Below are 14,938 nucleotides of genomic sequence, written 5' to 3'. Positions count from 1 at the left end.
TCGAGGTCGACGTGGCCGCGGTTCGCGAACCCCTCCGGAGCGCGGGCCCACTCGTCGGTCTGGAGGAGAGAGCTACGCGGTGTGCCGGAAACGTCGGCCGCATCAGCCGTCCGCCCCGCCGCCCTCCGGACCGGCCACGACCACCTACTCGGCCGTCGCGTCCCCGACTCGGATCTCGACCCCGCCGTCGCCCCACAGTTCGACTTCCACGCCGTCGGTCGCGAACGTCACCTCCGTCCTCGGTTCCGCGTCGTGGCGGAAGAGCGAGTCGAGGGCGTCCGGGTTCACGTCCTCGTAGAGGACGAAGTCGTCGCGGGTGAGGTCGTCACCCTTGCACCGCTCGATGGCGCCGAGCATCGCGTCGGTCAGCGACCGGTCCTGGTCGGTCGTGTACGCGTCCCGGACCACGTCGTCCCGCTTCTCGTCGTTTCGCGTGTCGTCGTTTCGCATCTCGTGCTCTCGGTTGCCGTCGTCGGTTCGTCGCTCCATCCGTCGTTCTCTCCCGGTTGGACGTTCGATTCGTCGTTCGGTTCGTTCCCGATACCCGTACCGTCCCTCGGCTCTCAGCCCGCGGATTCGACGTCCCGCGTCCGGTCGTCGACGAGTTCCCGCATCCACGCCGCGAACCCGTGGTCGTGGCCGTGCGTCCACACCGCCGTCTCCTTCGGGAGGTCCGGGAGGTCGCCCTCCTCGACGCCGCTGGCCAGGACGTGGTGATGGTCGACCAGTATCAACTGCCCCGGCCACTTCTTCGCCACTCGGCTCGTCTCGCCGAGGTCGGCCGACACCACGATACGGGCGTCGGGAACGGCCTCCTCGATGCGGTCCCGCACCGGCTCCGAGGGCACCTCCACGACGACCGTGACGCCGCGGTCGGTCGCCGCCGCGAGACGGTCGAGGACCTCCGATTTCACCACCGTCTCGTCGGCGACGACGAAGTGGACGTGCTCGTTCGCGTCGTCGAGGAGCGTCTTCATCCGGCCGCTCACGTGGTCGGCGTTCGCGATCGCCCACACGCCCTTCTCCTCCTCGGTCTTTGCCGACTCGAGGTCCTCCAACGCGGCGTCCGCCGCCTCGATGCTGGAGTCGAAGTCCCGACGCAGGACGTCGAACGCTTCGTCCTTCGAGACGGCCCGATACTCCCGCGGGTCGGACTCCTGGACGTCCACCAGTCCGCGTTCGTTGAGACCGTCGACGGTGTCGTAGACCCGCGACCGGGGGACGCCGGACAGTTGACTGATCTCCTTGGCGGTCCCCCGGGCAATTCGGGTGAGCGCGACGAAGCACTTCGCCTCGTACTCGGTCAATCCGAGCTGGCCCAGCGCTTCGACGGCAGACCGTTCGTCGGGCATGGGGGAGCAAACGCCACACGGGCACTTAACCCGTCGGAGGCGATTCCTACGCCACGAGTTCCAGGTACGGTTCGACGTGCTCGCGGGCCGCCGAAAGCGTCACCGTGTCCCGCTCCCGGTCGTACTCGACGACGCCCGCGTTCGCCAGTTTCGGGACGTGCGAGTGGTACAGCGAGACGTGGACCCGCTCTCCCTCCTCGGCCGGAACGTCGGGGACCGAAACGTCCCGCTCGCGCGCCGCGACTTCGTCCGCCAACCCGGCGAGCGTCATCGGCGCCCCCCGCTCGCGGAGGCAGTCGAGGACGTACCGACGCCGCTGGCTCGCGAGGAGGTCGAACGCTTCGCCGGGCGAAACCGCTTCGGGGGTCGTCCGCGAGCGTCGAACCGGAGTGCTACTCTCGTTGGATTTGGAGTCCGCCATCGTCCGAACCCAGGAGCGCCGAACGTATAAGGAGATTGAGAGTACGATCGGAACACGACGGCGTTCACTACCGTCGTAACAACGGAGGGCAGCGGCCCGAACGGTCGAGCGGGTCCACACCCCTCACTTCCCTCACTCCCCGCGAGCCCTGACGAGCACGCCGACCGAGAGCAACCCGACGAACCCGCCGGCCGCGAGCGTCGGGAACGCGGCCGCGTAGCCGGCCCGGTCGAGCGCGAGGCCGAACACGACCGGCGAGACCACCGTCGTCGAGAAGCCGGCGAGCGACTGGACCGAAAGCGCGGTGCCGACGTGTTCGTCGGCGACCACCTCCGTCACCAGCGTCGAGGTCGGCGCGCTGTCCATCGCGAGGACGAAGCCGTACCCGACGGTGATCGCGACCAGCGCCGCCAGCGGGAGTCGACCGAGCAGCCCGAAAACCGCGCTGACGAGGGTGCTGGCGCCGAGCGCCGCGGCGATGGTCCGGGGGCGGCCGACCCGGTCGCTCAGCCACCCCCCGGCGACGTTGCCGAACCCGCTCGCGACGATCATCCCGCCCACGACGAGGCCGGGCAGCACCGCCGACTCGACTGACGCGAACGCCGGCGCCGCGACGAGGAACGCGAGCAGCCAGTTGCGGACGCCGAACAGCTCCCAGTTGTGGAAGGAGTAGACGCACACCGCCGAGAGGTACTCCCGATTCCGGAGGATCGAGTAGTCGAGGCCGCCGCCCGTCGACCGGGTCCGTTCCGGGTTGTCGCGGGTCAGCAACAGCATCGGCGGCGCGACGAACAGCGCGCCGACGCTCGTGACCGCGATCGCCAGCCGCCAGTCGACCGCCTCCGCGGCCATCGTCGAGAACACGAACGAGAGGCCCGCGCCCAGCGAGAACGTGCCGATGTAGAGCCCGAGCGCCTTCCCGCGGACGGGCCCCGGGAACCAGTCGCTGACGAAGCGCATCCCCGGGACGTAGACGCCGGCGACGAACAGCCCCGAGAGGAAGCGCAGCAGCGTCCCGAGGAGGAAGCCGTCGGCGACGCCCGCGAACGCGAGGCTCGGCACCGCGGTGCCGGTCGCGCCGACGGCGATCACCCACCGCGGCGAGTAGCGGTCCGCCAGCCAGCCCGCGGGGAGGATGGCGAGGAGGTAGCCCGCCTGGAACGCGCCGAAGACGATCCCGGCCTCGGTCCCGGAGAGCCCCCACTCGGCGACGACGAGGGGGAGCACCGCGGAGTAGTTGAACCACACCAGCACCGAGAGGAACAGCGCGACCGACGTCACGACGAGGACCAGACGGCGCTCCCGCATCTCCATCGTGATCGGGGGACTCGACAATGAACCCATCGGCATCGCGGGCACGCCGTTCCGGGACGGATCCCCCGTGGGCGACCCGGCGTTCAGCCGGGGAAAACAGGAACACTTAGCCTCGCCGCGCGGAACCGAATTCAACGACCACGATGCCCGAGTTCAACCCCTTCTTCTCGGACCTCCGCGACCGGATCGAGGCGAGAGACACCGTCGTCTCGGTCGGCCTCGACGCCGACCTCGACCGCATCCCCGAGCACCTGCTCGAGAGGGACCTCCCGCGCTGGGCGTTCAACCGCCGCATCATCGACGCGACCCACGAGTACGCCGCCTGCTACAAGCCGAACGTCGCCTTCTACGAGGACGCCGACGGCTGGCGCTCGCTCCGAGAGACGGTCGCGTACGCCCACGGGAAGGACGTGCCGATCCTGCTCGACGCCAAGCGCGCGGACATCGGCAACACCGCGCGCAAGTACGCCGAGCTCCTGGAGTACGCCGACGCCATCACGGTGAACCCGTACATGGGCCGCGACTCGCTCTCGCCGTTCCTCTCGCGGCGCGAGAAGGGCGTGTTCGTGCTCTGTCGCACCTCCAACCCCGGCGGCGCGGACCTGCAGGACCTCGAACTCGAGTCGGGGGAGCCGCTGTACCGCCGCGTGGCGGCGCTCGCGGACCTGTGGAACGACGCGGGCAACGTCGGCCTCGTCGTCGGCGCGACGACGCCCGACGAACTGGAGGAGCTCCGCGGCGAGGTCCCCGACCTCCCGTTCCTCGTCCCCGGCGTCGGCGCGCAGGGCGGGGACGCCGAGGCGGCCGTCGAGTTCGGCCTGGCCCACGGGGTCGGCCTCGTCAACTCCTCGCGGGGCATCATCTTCGCGGACGTCGAGGGGAGCGACGGGTTCGCGACCGCCGCGGGACGGGCGGCAAAGCGGCTCCGCGACCGGCTGAACCGCCACCGGTAGGGGTCGAACGGGCGGTCGGCGTCCGGGTCCCGCCGCTCGGAGCCGCGACCGGGGTCGCGTTACTCGAGGGTCCGACCGGGGCCGCCCTCCTCGATCGTGCCCGCACACCGGGCGCAGAACCCCTCCGACTCGTCGTAGTGGTCCGCACAGACCAGCGCGCCGCAGTTGTCACACGTGAACCGGCCCTCCTTCGCCTCACAGATCTGGCAGAGTCCGCCGACGCTCATTGGTGGATACCGGGTGGGCGTTGCACGCGCGGGACCTTCAGGGCTCGGCCGGCAGGCGCGCCCCCGTGACGAGCGACGAGGGGTTTACGGTGGCTGCGGCCCGAGTCCGGACGTGGACCGCGACACGCTGCTGCTGGGGCTCGCCGCCGTCTTCGCCGGCATCGCCGCGCTCATGGGCGTGCTGGCGTTCACCGACTCGCTCTTCCTGCTTCTCGTCTCGCTCCCGTTCGGCGTCACGGCGTATCTCATGTGGGAACACGCGACCGGTCGGCTCGCACGCCGGCTTCGCGAGCGCGAGGCGGGCCGGCGGACGACCGCGGACGCGGAGGCGGGCCCCGGCGCCTCCCGGTCGCGACTCGGGCGCGAGGCGCGGCGACGCGCGGAGGCGGGCCGGCGAGCACGTGGGGGTCGGCGTGCGGGCGGGACGGCGAACGCCCGGGCCGGTCCCGGCGACACGAGAGGATCGCCGGCGGCGGGGACCGGGATGCCGGTGCGGGAGGCATACCGGGAACTGGGCCTCTCCCCGGGGGCCTCCCGGGGGGACGTGAAGCGGGCCTACCGCGAGCGCGTGAAGGAGACCCACCCGGACTCGGGCGGCGACGAGGAGGCGTTCAAACGGGTGAACCGGGCATACGACGCCCTCCGGGACGACTGATTCGGGGGACGGGCGCTCGGCGGCGCGTGTATAAACTACCCCTACGCCCGCCCTCCCGCGATTCACTTCCGATTACCGCCGGACGCCTCACCCCCGGCATCGGGGACGCGCCACGGCCGCCGTCACTGACGACGGTAATCCGGCGTGAGCCGACGAACGGGGTCCGATATCGACGGCGTGTCGACCGGATCAGTCGACGATACGTACGGATGCCCGGGGACGGTAGCCGAACACCGGCCCGTACCCGCACGTGTCGACCACGTACGGCCGGAATACGGTCCGTTGACGGACTCCCCGTTCCCCCTCGTTCCCGGCTACACGCCGTATCGCTGGACTACGTTTCGACGGGACGTTTGGACCTCGCTTACCCGTCCGAAACGGTGTCGCGGGTTGAAACGCGAATCGGGCGTTCGGGACGTATGATTCCCGACCGATCACCGCCGAACGACGACGGGACGACCCCGCGGCGCGGACCGTCCGTCGACGCCGGGTCGCTGACGGTCGTCGGCGTCGTGCTGCTGGTCGCGACGAGCACGCTCGCCGGCGTCGTGGCGCCGGCCGCGACCCCGGGGGAGGATCCCGTCGACGACCGACATCCCGTGGCCGGATCGACTACGGCCGACGTCCGGCAGTTCGACCCGGTCGTTCCCCTCCCCAGCGCCGACCTCGACGCTGTCGCCGGCGGCCTCGACCCGGTCGACGCGGCGTTCGAATCGCGGACCGGGGCGCCGCCGCCGCTGAACGCGAACGCGGTCACCCGGGAGCAGCCGGCTCCGGAGGAAGCCGAGGCGGCGAGGCGAGGGGCCCGGCGCGGCATCGAACGGGCGGCGGCCGCGGGCGTGGACGTGACGCCGGCGCAGCGTCGGGCGGTGATCGGGGGCGTCCTCGAGGGGCTGAACATCACGCACCCGCTGTACGGGAACGAGAACGCGACCGTGGAGCAGATCGAGGCGGCCGGCGAGGGCGCGGCCTACGGGTCGCTCGTCGGCTCCTGGGAGGAGAGTATGACCCGCGCGAGGGTCCCCGGGGCGGTCACGCTCGGGGCGTCCCACGACCGGCTCCGTGCCGCGTGTAGCGGCGCCGTCGTCGGCGCGATCAGCGTCGACGACGTGGCGGTGGAGGTGAGCCCGGAGATCGTGCAGAACGCCGCCGAGGGCGCCGCGAAGGGATCGATCGAGGTCGACGACGTGGCGGTGGAGGTGAGCCCGGAGATCGTCCAGAACTCGGCGTTCGGTGCCGCCTACGGGGCGGTCGAGATAGACGAGGTGGCGGTCGACGTGAGCCCGGAGCTCGTCCAGAACGCCGCCGAGGGCTCCGCGCGCGGCGCGATCAGCGTCGACGACGTGGCGGTCGACGTGACCCCCACCCTCGTCCAGCGTGCCGCGTGGGGGTCCGCGCGCGGCGCGATCGGGATCGACGACGTCGAGGTCGAGGTGAGCCCGGAGCTCGTCCAGAACGCGGCCCGCGGCGCGGCGAAAGGGTCGCTCGAGATCGACGACGTCGAGGTCGAGGTGAACCCCCGGATCGTCCAGGACGCCGCGCGGGGCGCGGCCGAGGGCGCGATCGACGTGGGGGACGTGGAGGTGGACGTGAGTCCGGAACTCGTGCAGAACGCGGCCCACGGTGCGGCGAAGGGGTCGATCAGCGTCGGTGACGTGAACGTGGAGGTGAACCCCGAGCTCACCCAGCGGGCCGCCCGCGGCGCGGCGAAGGGGTCGATCAGCGTCGGGGACGTCACCGTCGACGTCAGTCCGGAGGTCGTCCAGAACGCCGCCCTGGGCGCCGCGCGCGGTTCCGTCAGCGTCGGGGACGTGAACGTGGAGGTGAACCCCGAGATCGTCCAGAACGCCGCCGAGGGGTCCGCGCGCGGCGCGATCAACGTCGGGGACGTGAACGTCGACGTCAGCCCGAGGATCGTCCAGTCGGCGGCCTACGGCGCGTCGAACGGGGCGACCGACAGGGCGGACGTCGAGATCGGCGACATCGACGTCGACATCGACCCGACGCTCGTCCAGAACGCCGCGGAGGGCGCGGTCACGGGCTCGCTCGACATCGGGGACATCGACGTCAACATCAGCCCCGAGATCGTCCAGTCGGCGGCCTACGGCGCGTCGGACGGGGCGATCGAGATCGGCGACATCGAGGTCAACATCAGCCCGGAGGTGATCCAGAACGCCGCGGAGGGCGCCGCCAACGGCGCGATCGACGTCGGCGACGTCACCGTCGACGTCACCCCGGAGATCGTCCAGGCGGCCGCGAGGGGATCGGCGAACGGCGTCGTCGAACTGGGCGACGTCACCGTCGACGTGAGCCCCGAGATCGTCCAGTCGGCTGCGAGAGGGTCGGCCAGGGGCTCGGTGGGCACCGCGCCCTCACGGGAGTTCCCGAGCCGCGTGGTGTTCGTCGAGGCGGCGTCGTCCGGCGCCTCTGTAGGGGCCATCTCCGGGTCCCTCGTCCGCGACCCGCTCGTCCAGGACGTCGTCACGGAGGTCAGCCCGGCCGTGATCGAGGCCGCGGCCTCGGGGGCGGCACAGGGGGCCAACAGCGTCGAGGGCGTTGACGTCCGGAACCTGACCCCCGAGATCGTTCGGGCGGCCGCGAGCGGGTCGGCCAACGGCACGGTCGGCGTCGCCGCCGTCGACCCGGACGTGGACGACGTGGCGTTGATCGAGGTGGCGGCCTCGGGCGCCTCCGAGGGGGCGATCAACGCCTCGGCCGCGACGCCCGGCATCGACGCCGCGTCCGTCGAGTCGGCGGCCGCCGGCTCCTCGCGCGGCGCCGCGAACGCGTCCGTCTCGAACGGGTCGAACGCGACGGACCTGCAGGCCGCCGCGTTCTCGGGCTCCCAGCAGGGGGTGCAGGCGGCGGACGCCGGCGCGTCCGCGGAGGAGATCGAGCGACGGGCCCGGAACGAGTCGACGAACCGGACGCTCTCGCCCGAGGCGGACGTGATCGGGACGCCGGGCGGGATCGGAACGCCGAACGTGACCGGAACGCCCGACGTGATCGGGACGCCAGGCGTCACGGGGACGCCCGACGTCATCGGAACGCCAGACTCGACAGGGACGCCCGACGTGACCGGAACGCCGAACGCGACGACGACGTCCCCCTCGACGCCCGCTGAAACCGCCTCGCCCACCCCGGCCGGCGAACCCGAGGTGGCGGTCGACCCGACCGACCTCGAGTACGACGAGGTCGACGTCGGGTCGGACGAGACGCTGACGGTGGAGATCGCCAACGACGGCACCTCGCCGCTCTCGGTCACGTCGGCGGCCGTGGACGACTCGGACGCGTTCTCGGTCGTGAGCGACGTCCCGTCGGACGTCCCGGCCGACGAGGAGGCGACCGTCGAGGTCGAGTTCGCCCCGACCGAAGCGGGCGACCATGCGGCGACGCTCGGGATCGAAACGAACGACCCGGACGACGAGGTCGTCGAGGTGACGCTCGAGGGTACTGGCGTCGAGGAGACGCCGACGCCGACCGAGACGGAGACGCCGACTGACACGCCGACGCCGACGGAGACCGAGTCCCCGACGCCGACGGAGACTGAAACCCCGACTGACACGCCGACCGAGACGCCGACTGACACGCCGACCGAGACGCCGACTGACACGCCGACCGAGACGCCGACCGAGACGGAGGAACCGGACGAAATGTTCGCGCTGGCCTCGGCGCTCGGATCGGTCGCGTGGTCGCCGTCGTTCCCGTTCGGACTCGTCGGGATCGCGGCCCTCGTCGCGTCGAAGCGCCGGGACCGGCGCTGATCGGCGCGTCCACGTCGACCGGCGCGTCGGGTTCGCCCACACGGCGCCCGCCGACCGACTACGGGTCGCGTCGATCGGCCATCCGAACGTCGAGGCGTTCGTCGCGGTCCCGCCGGAGTACTCGACGCGGACGCCGGCCACCGCGTTGTCGGTGGACGTGACGTTCTCCAGGCGGACGTCGCGCGAGCCGAGGACGTAGTCACCTCCGCCGTTCCCGGTCGCGAGGCCGTCCCGGACGACGACGTGGGAGACGTCCTCGTAGACGGTCCCGGAGAACCATCCCGGGACGGTCACCTTCCGAACCGTGACGTTCGAGAGCGGGGCCGACGCGTTCACGGAGACGCCGACGGTCGTCCGGGACGGCAGCGAGTCGATCGTCGCTGCCTCCACGTCGCCCCCGGCCCGCGCGGCCCCGGTAGGCGGTCCAGCCACCGCGACGGCTGTGACGACCGCGGTGACCAGGAGAACTGCGGCCTCAGGGCCGAGGACTCCTGACGACGTCACGGTCGAAGGAACGCGGTCGAGGCCGCCGTCGTTCGTTGTCAGTCGTCCCGGAACGCCGACCGATAACGGTCCACGTCCATCGGGATCGCCTCGGCGTCGAACGCTCCGACGCCGGGGACGTCGACCGACACGCCCGCCGGTCCACGCGACCGTCCGTCGACGCGTCCCGGTCGGCTCACCTCAGGAACCGCCGGTGCTCCCGGGACGTGGCCAAGTTGGCCGCCGAGGAGTTCGATCCGTGAAAAACGTTATACATGCCGAACGCCGACCCGGGGGCATGAGCGCTGACCGCGCCGCGCTCGAGCGGGCCATCGAGCGTGGCGAGGAGGAGGGCGGGTACATCGAGTTCAAGACCCGCCTCACGCGGGCGGTCCACCTCGCGGACGGCCGCCTCGAGAGTCTCGCCGCGCAACTGCGCCACCGCGTCCTCTCGGGCGACGGCGAGGCGCTGTACGTCGTCGGCGTCACCGACGACGGCGGCATCGCGGGCATCTCGCCCGAGGAGTTCTCCGAGAGCATGGACGTGCTCTCGCTGCTCGCCGAGGAGGCGGAGGCACACATCCACGAGGTCGAGACGTGGAGCGCGGGCCGGGGGCCGGCCGACGAGGAGGGGCTGGTCGGGCTGGCGACGATCCGCCAGGGCGCGATGCTGGAGACCGACGACGAGCACATCGTCGTCGGCACGGCGGGCCACGTCGACCACGGCAAGTCGACGCTCGTCGGCTCGCTCGTGACGGGCGAGGCCGACGACGGCGAGGGCGGCACCCGCTCGTTCCTCGACGTCCAGCCCCACGAGGTCGAGCGCGGCCTGTCCGCGGACCTCTCGTACGCGGTCTACGGCTTCGACGACGACGGACAGGTGCGGATGGACAACCCCCACCGGAAGTCCGACCGGGCACGCGTCGTCCAGGAGGCCGACAGGCTCGTCTCGTTCGTCGACACCGTCGGCCACGAGCCCTGGCTCCGGACGACCATCCGGGGGCTGGTGGGCCAGAAGCTCGACTACGGCCTGCTCGTCGTCGCCGCGGACGACGGGCCGACGAAGACCACCCGCGAGCACCTCGGCATCCTGCTCGCGATGGACCTCCCCACGCTCGTCGCGGTGACGAAGGTCGACGCGGTGTCCGACGAGCGCGCCGCCGAGGTCGAACGCGAGGTGGAGTCGATGCTGCGGGACGTCGGCCAGACGCCGCTCCGGGCCGAGCGCCACGGCGTCCGGACGGCCGTCGAGGAGGTCGGCGACGGCGTCGTCCCCGTGTTCGGCACCTCGGCGGTGACCCGCGAGGGGCTCGACGAACTCGACGAACTGCTGGAGGCGCTCCCGAAGCGGACGAGCGACGCCGACGCGGCGTTCCGGATGTACGTCGACCGGAGCTACGACGTGAAGGGCGTCGGCGCCGTCGCCTCGGGCACCGTCCAGGCCGGGACGGTGGAGGCGGGCGACGAACTCCTGCTCGGTCCGATGGCGGACGGCTCCTTCCGCGAGGTGGAGGTCCGATCCATCGAAATGCACTACCACCGCGTCGACAGGGCCAAGGCGGGCCGCATCGTCGGCATCGCGCTGAAGGGCGTCCGCGAGGAGGAACTCCAGCGCGGGATGGCGCTCGTCCCGCGCTCCGCGGACGCCCGTCCGGTCCGCTCGTTCGAGGCCGAGGTGATGGTGCTCAACCACCCGACCCGCATCCAGGAGGGGTACGAACCGGTCATCCACCTCGAGACCGTCAGCGAGGCGGCGGAGTTCCGGCCCGAGGGGGGGAGGCTCCTCCCGGGCGACACCGGCGAGACGGCCGTCGAGTTCAAGTTCCGGCCGTATCTGGTCGAGGAGGGCCAGCGGTTCGTCTTCCGCGAGGGGCGGAGCAAGGGAGTCGGAACCGTCACCGACGTGAACTTCGCCGACGAGTAGGATCGCCTTACTGGCCCCCCTTCAGGTTCCCGGGAGCCATCCCGTTCGCCGCAGCTCGGCCAACGACCGGACTCCCCGGTCGGCGTCGTGGTCGTCCCCCTCGCCGACCCAGACGGTTCCCATCCCGGCGGCGCATGCGCCGGCCACGTCGGTCCGGCGGGAGTCGCCGACGTGGACCGCTCGCTCCGGGTCGACGCCGAGTCGTTCGAGCGCCCGCTCGAACGGTTCGGGGTCCGGCTTCGGGGCCGTGTCGTGGCCGGCGAAGACGATCGGGTCGACCCGCCCGTCCAGCCCGACCGCCTCCACCTTCGCCGACTGGGCGTCCCGCGGCCCGTTCGTGACGACGCCGGTCGGAACCCCCGCGGCCTCCAGCGCGTCCAGCAGCGACTCGGCACCCGGGCGCCACGCGACGTTCCGGTGGTCGCGCGACGCCGCGAAGGCGTCGGCGACCCGCCTCCCGAGCGCCGGATCGTGGCCGCGCTCCTCCGACAGCGCGGCGAAACAGGACGCCCGGAGTTCGGCCATCGAGTCGGTCCGCTCGTTGAACTCGTCGAAGCGGTCGTAGTACGCCCCGACCGGGAACAGCGGGTCGACGCCGGCCGCCTCGAACGCGACGGCGAGCACCTCGCCGGGCGACCGCCGGTAGTCGACGAGCGTGTCGTCGAGGTCGAAGGTGACCGCGCTCGGGTTCATTCCGGATGGGCCTCCAGCGCGTCGGTCGCGACGTAGCCGTCGCCGCGCCGCTCCGCCAGGTCGAGGAGGACGAACCAGTCGAGCGTCCTCGCCGCCCGCTCGGTCCAGACGTCCTCCCAGTCGTCGGTCCGGTTCCGCTCCCAGTTCGGCACGTCGTCCCGGAGCGCGTCGAACGCCTCCCGAACGGAGAGAGGGTCCCCTTCGCCGGCGTCGCGGAGGGCCGCGGCGACCTCGGCGGCGCCGTAGACGCCGTCGAGGAACCCCCGGCGAAGGCCGTCGAGCGTGGGCGACGTCCGGACGCGTTTGAACCCGGAGGGGGTCTCCTCTGTGAGCCCCAGCGCCCGGAGGAAGGTGAGCCACGTCCGGGCGACGTCCCGCGAGCGGAGGCCGCGGCGGTCCATCAGCCGTGCACAGCAGTCGTCCTCGCTCCCGGGGACGAGCGGGACCGCGGCCTGCAGGTCGGCCACGACCGCCCGGTCGGCCGGCGGCTCCGGGACCAGCTTGAACTTCACCGGTCTACGCGAGGCCGAACGACTCGGCGAGCAGGTCCTCGCGCGTCTCGCCGAACGCGTACGTCGGCCCGTCCGCGACGTCGACGGTGACGCTGGCGGGCGCGAACACCGACTCGTCGACCTCGTAGAAGTCGTAGTCGGCGTCCGCGAAGATGTCGGCGAACGGGGTGCCGTGCTCGTCGGCGGCGCTGGAGGGGAGTTCGTCGAACCGGTCGAACTCCTCCGCGACGGTGAGGTGGACCTCTCCCCCGTACGCCAGCGCGTCGTTCGTCCGGCCCATCGCCTCCGTCTCGTCGTAGCTCACGGGCGCGACCGGCGCGGAGCCGGCGACCGAGAGCACGTCTCGCGGGTCGTATCCCAGCTCGAACAGGCGGAAGACGGCGAGTTCCGCGGCGCGCGCGGCGGTCGTCACGCTCCCCGCCGTGGAGCCGATCGCGCACGTCGGGAGGAACACCGCGGATTCGTTCACGTCGGCCCGTTCGGCGACGTGGGCGGCGACCGCCTCGTCGGGCAGGGTCGTGCTCTCGACGCAGAGCACGGTGAGGTCGAACTCGTCGTAGTAGCCGACCGCCTCGAACTCCCGCTCCTCGCCGACGAGCGCGCGGGCCGGCCCCGAGCCGAGGCCGTCGAACCCCTCCATGTCGAGCTCCCAGCCCGCCTTCTGCGAGCAGAGCAGGGCGACGCCGGGGTGGTCGGTCGTCAGTTCGACGTGTGGGACGGGTGCGCCCGCCACGCGCCCCATCCGCGACTGGACCGTCGCGAGGCCGGCCGTCTGGATCTCGGCGAGCAGCATGCCCGCCTCCAGCCCGCCGTCGGCCTGGACGCCGAAGTCGACGACCGTCGCGCCGGAGTCGAGTTCGTAGCCGGCGAGGTTCAGTTCGTCGGCGAAGTCCAGCGCCTCGTCGACGAGCTCGACCGCCATGCGATTGAGGCTGTCCATGCGGGTGGGTTGTGCGGTTCGACGGAAAGAGTTTGCCAGTTCGCGGGTTCGAGGTCAGCCGCCGTCGGTTCCCCCGTCCCCGCCGCCGCTTCGCGCCGGTCGGCCGAGTTCGCGCTCGACGGCCTCTACCTTCTCGCTCGCGGGCGAGTCGCTCGTCCGCTTGTCGTCGATCTTCAGGACCGTGCTGACGCGGTCGCCGTCGACCGCCTCGTGTGCGGCGGTGGCCGCGGCCATCAGTTCCTCGACGGAGTCGGCCTCGATCACGGTCCCCATCGGGTTCGTCTCGTACTCCACGTCGAAGTCGTCCAGCGCGGCGACGGCCTTCGCCACCTCGCCGGCCATGCTTCCCTCGACGACCGGTGCGACGCTCAAGAGCGCGACGACTGTCATGCCCCATCGTACGGTCCGGGAGCACGTAACTGTCGGGTTCGTATGACCGCCCATGCCGGTCACCCGAACCCGGAACCGGTTGCGACCCGGACGCGGCTCGGACGGACGTGAGGCGGGATATTTCGGGCTAGAGGGCCTGATACCGCAGAAACGCTTATCCCCCGTTCGTTCGTATCATGAAACTGAAACTCGGGGTCGACCGGCCCCGTCTCCACTACCATGCTCACAAACGCGTTCGATTACCTCCGCGACACGGAGGACTGGATCCGTACCGTCGTCATCGGCGGTGTGCTCGGCCTGTTCGGCTTACTGCTCGTCCCGGCGTTCCTCGTGCTGGGCTACCTGATGCGCGTCCTGCGCGCGACGATGCGCGGGGACGAGGACCCGCCGGTCTTCGACGACTGGGGCGACCTGGCCGTCGACGGTCTGAAGGCGTTCGTCGTCACCCTGGCGTACGGTTTCGTCCCCGGGGTCGTCATGGCGGCCGCGTTCGCCTTCGGGTTCGCGGGGTTCGCCTCGGGCAGCGACGCGGGCGCGCTCACCGGCGGACTCGTCCTCCTCGTCGGCGGCCTCGTCGCCGCCCTCCTCGGCCTCGCGGCCGCGTACGTCGTCCCGGCCGCGCTCCTGAACTACGTCGAGGAGGACCGTCTCGGGGCCGGGTTCGCGTTCGGGGAGATCTACGCCACGCTGGCCGACCGCGCGTACGCCACGGCGTTCGGTTACGCGTTCGTGGTGCTGCTCGGGGCGGGCGTCCTCTCCGGGCTCCTGAACGCGGTCCCGCTCCTGGGAACCGTCGCCGGCGCGTTCATCGGCTTCTACGCCTCGGTCATGGCGGCCTACATCTTCGGCACGACGTACGCCGGGATGGACAGGGTCCGGGTGGTCGACGACGAGAGCGCCGACGAGAAGGCGGCCATCTGACCCCGGGCGGGGTCGACCGGCCGTCCGCGATCGCCCCGTTCCCGACCGGCCCCGTCCGCGGCCGGACGCAACCGATTTCACCGCCCGCCCGCATCCCTTAGCGTGTACCTCTCCCACCCCGTCCGCCGGATGCGCGAGGACCCGATGGCCGGCGAGGACGTGACGCTCGTCGTCGAGCTCGGCGACCGTTCGGCCGAGGAACTGACCGCGACCGTCGAGTCGCTCGGCGGCGAGGTGGAGGCCGAACTGCCGTTCGATTCGTATCGGGCCCGATTGCCGCAGGAGGCCGTCGACGAGTTCTGCGAACTGGACGGGCTGGCGGCAGTCGAGACCGCGAACGCGGTGGGGTACGGCGGGGACGCGGGCGAGGACGTGGAATCGTGACGTCG

General features: G+C 71.7%; 15 protein-coding genes. 6 read left to right on the top strand and 9 right to left on the bottom strand.

Annotated features, from left to right (window positions below; all coding sequences use genetic code 11):
* Positions 1-144: 144 nt before the first annotated feature.
* The 4 genes from HUG12_RS17200 to HUG12_RS17185 form a co-directional block, all read right to left on the bottom strand.
* Positions 145-489 carry a HalOD1 output domain-containing protein gene (locus HUG12_RS17200; RefSeq protein ID WP_179269960.1) on the bottom strand — a complete coding sequence of 115 codons (345 nt, stop codon included), beginning with the start codon at positions 487-489 and terminating at the stop codon, positions 145-147.
* A gap of 74 nt (positions 490-563) precedes the next feature.
* The gene (locus HUG12_RS17195; protein ID WP_179269959.1) at positions 564-1,352 is read right to left on the bottom strand and encodes a TrmB family transcriptional regulator; all 789 of its coding nucleotides are present in this window, start codon (positions 1,350-1,352) and stop codon (positions 564-566) included.
* Positions 1,353-1,398: 46 nt separating this feature from the next.
* Positions 1,399-1,773 (bottom strand): DUF7344 domain-containing protein, encoded by a 375-nt coding sequence (locus HUG12_RS17190; RefSeq protein ID WP_179269958.1) that lies wholly within the window; start codon positions 1,771-1,773, stop codon positions 1,399-1,401.
* 132 nt (positions 1,774-1,905) lie between these two features.
* Entirely contained in the window at positions 1,906-3,087 is a 1,182-nt protein-coding gene (locus HUG12_RS17185) for an MFS transporter (RefSeq protein ID WP_218836345.1), read from the bottom strand.
* A 143-nt stretch (positions 3,088-3,230) separates the two neighbouring features.
* Between HUG12_RS17185 and pyrF the strand changes: the two genes are divergently transcribed.
* Entirely contained in the window at positions 3,231-4,040 is an 810-nt protein-coding gene (gene pyrF, locus HUG12_RS17180) for an orotidine-5'-phosphate decarboxylase (protein WP_179269956.1), read from the top strand.
* Positions 4,041-4,099: 59 nt separating this feature from the next.
* Here the strand turns inward: pyrF and HUG12_RS17175 are convergent, their stop codons facing one another.
* On the bottom strand, positions 4,100-4,267 hold the full coding sequence (locus HUG12_RS17175) for a hypothetical protein (RefSeq protein WP_179269955.1): 168 nt from the start codon (positions 4,265-4,267) through the stop codon (positions 4,100-4,102).
* 112 nt (positions 4,268-4,379) lie between these two features.
* Between HUG12_RS17175 and HUG12_RS17170 the strand changes: the two genes are divergently transcribed.
* The 3 genes from HUG12_RS17170 (at position 4,380) to HUG12_RS17160 (ending at position 11,093) form a co-directional block, all read left to right on the top strand.
* The gene (locus HUG12_RS17170; RefSeq protein WP_179269954.1) at positions 4,380-4,922 is read left to right on the top strand and encodes a J domain-containing protein; all 543 of its coding nucleotides are present in this window, start codon (positions 4,380-4,382) and stop codon (positions 4,920-4,922) included.
* Positions 4,923-5,341: 419 nt separating this feature from the next.
* Positions 5,342-8,686: a choice-of-anchor D domain-containing protein gene (locus tag HUG12_RS17165; protein ID WP_179269953.1), complete on the top strand. Its 3,345-nt coding sequence runs from the start codon at positions 5,342-5,344 to the stop codon at positions 8,684-8,686.
* 781 nt (positions 8,687-9,467) lie between these two features.
* Entirely contained in the window at positions 9,468-11,093 is a 1,626-nt protein-coding gene (locus HUG12_RS17160; protein WP_179269952.1) for a GTPBP1 family GTP-binding protein, read from the top strand.
* A gap of 21 nt (positions 11,094-11,114) precedes the next feature.
* On the opposite strand, the gene HUG12_RS17155 is transcribed toward HUG12_RS17160, so the two are convergent.
* From HUG12_RS17155 to HUG12_RS17140, 4 genes are read right to left on the bottom strand one after another with little or no spacing between them, the layout of a single operon-like run.
* Complete coding sequence (locus HUG12_RS17155; RefSeq protein WP_179269951.1) at positions 11,115-11,786, bottom strand: HAD family hydrolase; 672 nt, start codon at positions 11,784-11,786, stop codon at positions 11,115-11,117.
* Positions 11,783-12,298 (bottom strand): hypothetical protein, encoded by a 516-nt coding sequence (locus HUG12_RS17150; protein WP_179269950.1) that lies wholly within the window; start codon positions 12,296-12,298, stop codon positions 11,783-11,785. The genes HUG12_RS17155 and HUG12_RS17150 overlap by 4 nt, the downstream gene beginning before the upstream one ends.
* 4 nt (positions 12,299-12,302) lie before the next feature.
* The gene (mch, locus tag HUG12_RS17145) at positions 12,303-13,238 is read right to left on the bottom strand and encodes a methenyltetrahydromethanopterin cyclohydrolase (protein ID WP_179269949.1); all 936 of its coding nucleotides are present in this window, start codon (positions 13,236-13,238) and stop codon (positions 12,303-12,305) included.
* Between the two features lie 54 nt (positions 13,239-13,292).
* Positions 13,293-13,628 carry a thiamine-binding protein gene (locus HUG12_RS17140; protein WP_179269948.1) on the bottom strand — a complete coding sequence of 112 codons (336 nt, stop codon included), beginning with the start codon at positions 13,626-13,628 and terminating at the stop codon, positions 13,293-13,295.
* A 219-nt stretch (positions 13,629-13,847) separates the two neighbouring features.
* On the opposite strand from HUG12_RS17140, the gene HUG12_RS17135 reads away from it, so the two are divergent.
* Together HUG12_RS17135 and HUG12_RS17130 are read left to right on the top strand one after the other, a co-directional pair.
* Positions 13,848-14,549 carry a DUF4013 domain-containing protein gene (locus HUG12_RS17135; RefSeq protein WP_179269947.1) on the top strand — a complete coding sequence of 234 codons (702 nt, stop codon included), beginning with the start codon at positions 13,848-13,850 and terminating at the stop codon, positions 14,547-14,549.
* Positions 14,550-14,651: 102 nt separating this feature from the next.
* On the top strand, positions 14,652-14,933 hold the full coding sequence (locus HUG12_RS17130; protein WP_179269946.1) for a hypothetical protein: 282 nt from the start codon (positions 14,652-14,654) through the stop codon (positions 14,931-14,933).
* Positions 14,934-14,938 lie beyond the last annotated feature (5 nt).

This window comes from Halorarum salinum, from assembly GCF_013402875.1.
GTDB classification, from domain to species: Archaea; Halobacteriota; Halobacteria; order Halobacteriales; family Haloferacaceae; genus Halorarum; species Halorarum salinum.
The sequence above is the reverse complement of the archived record's forward strand: the minus strand, read 5'-3'. Positions and strand labels throughout refer to the sequence as shown.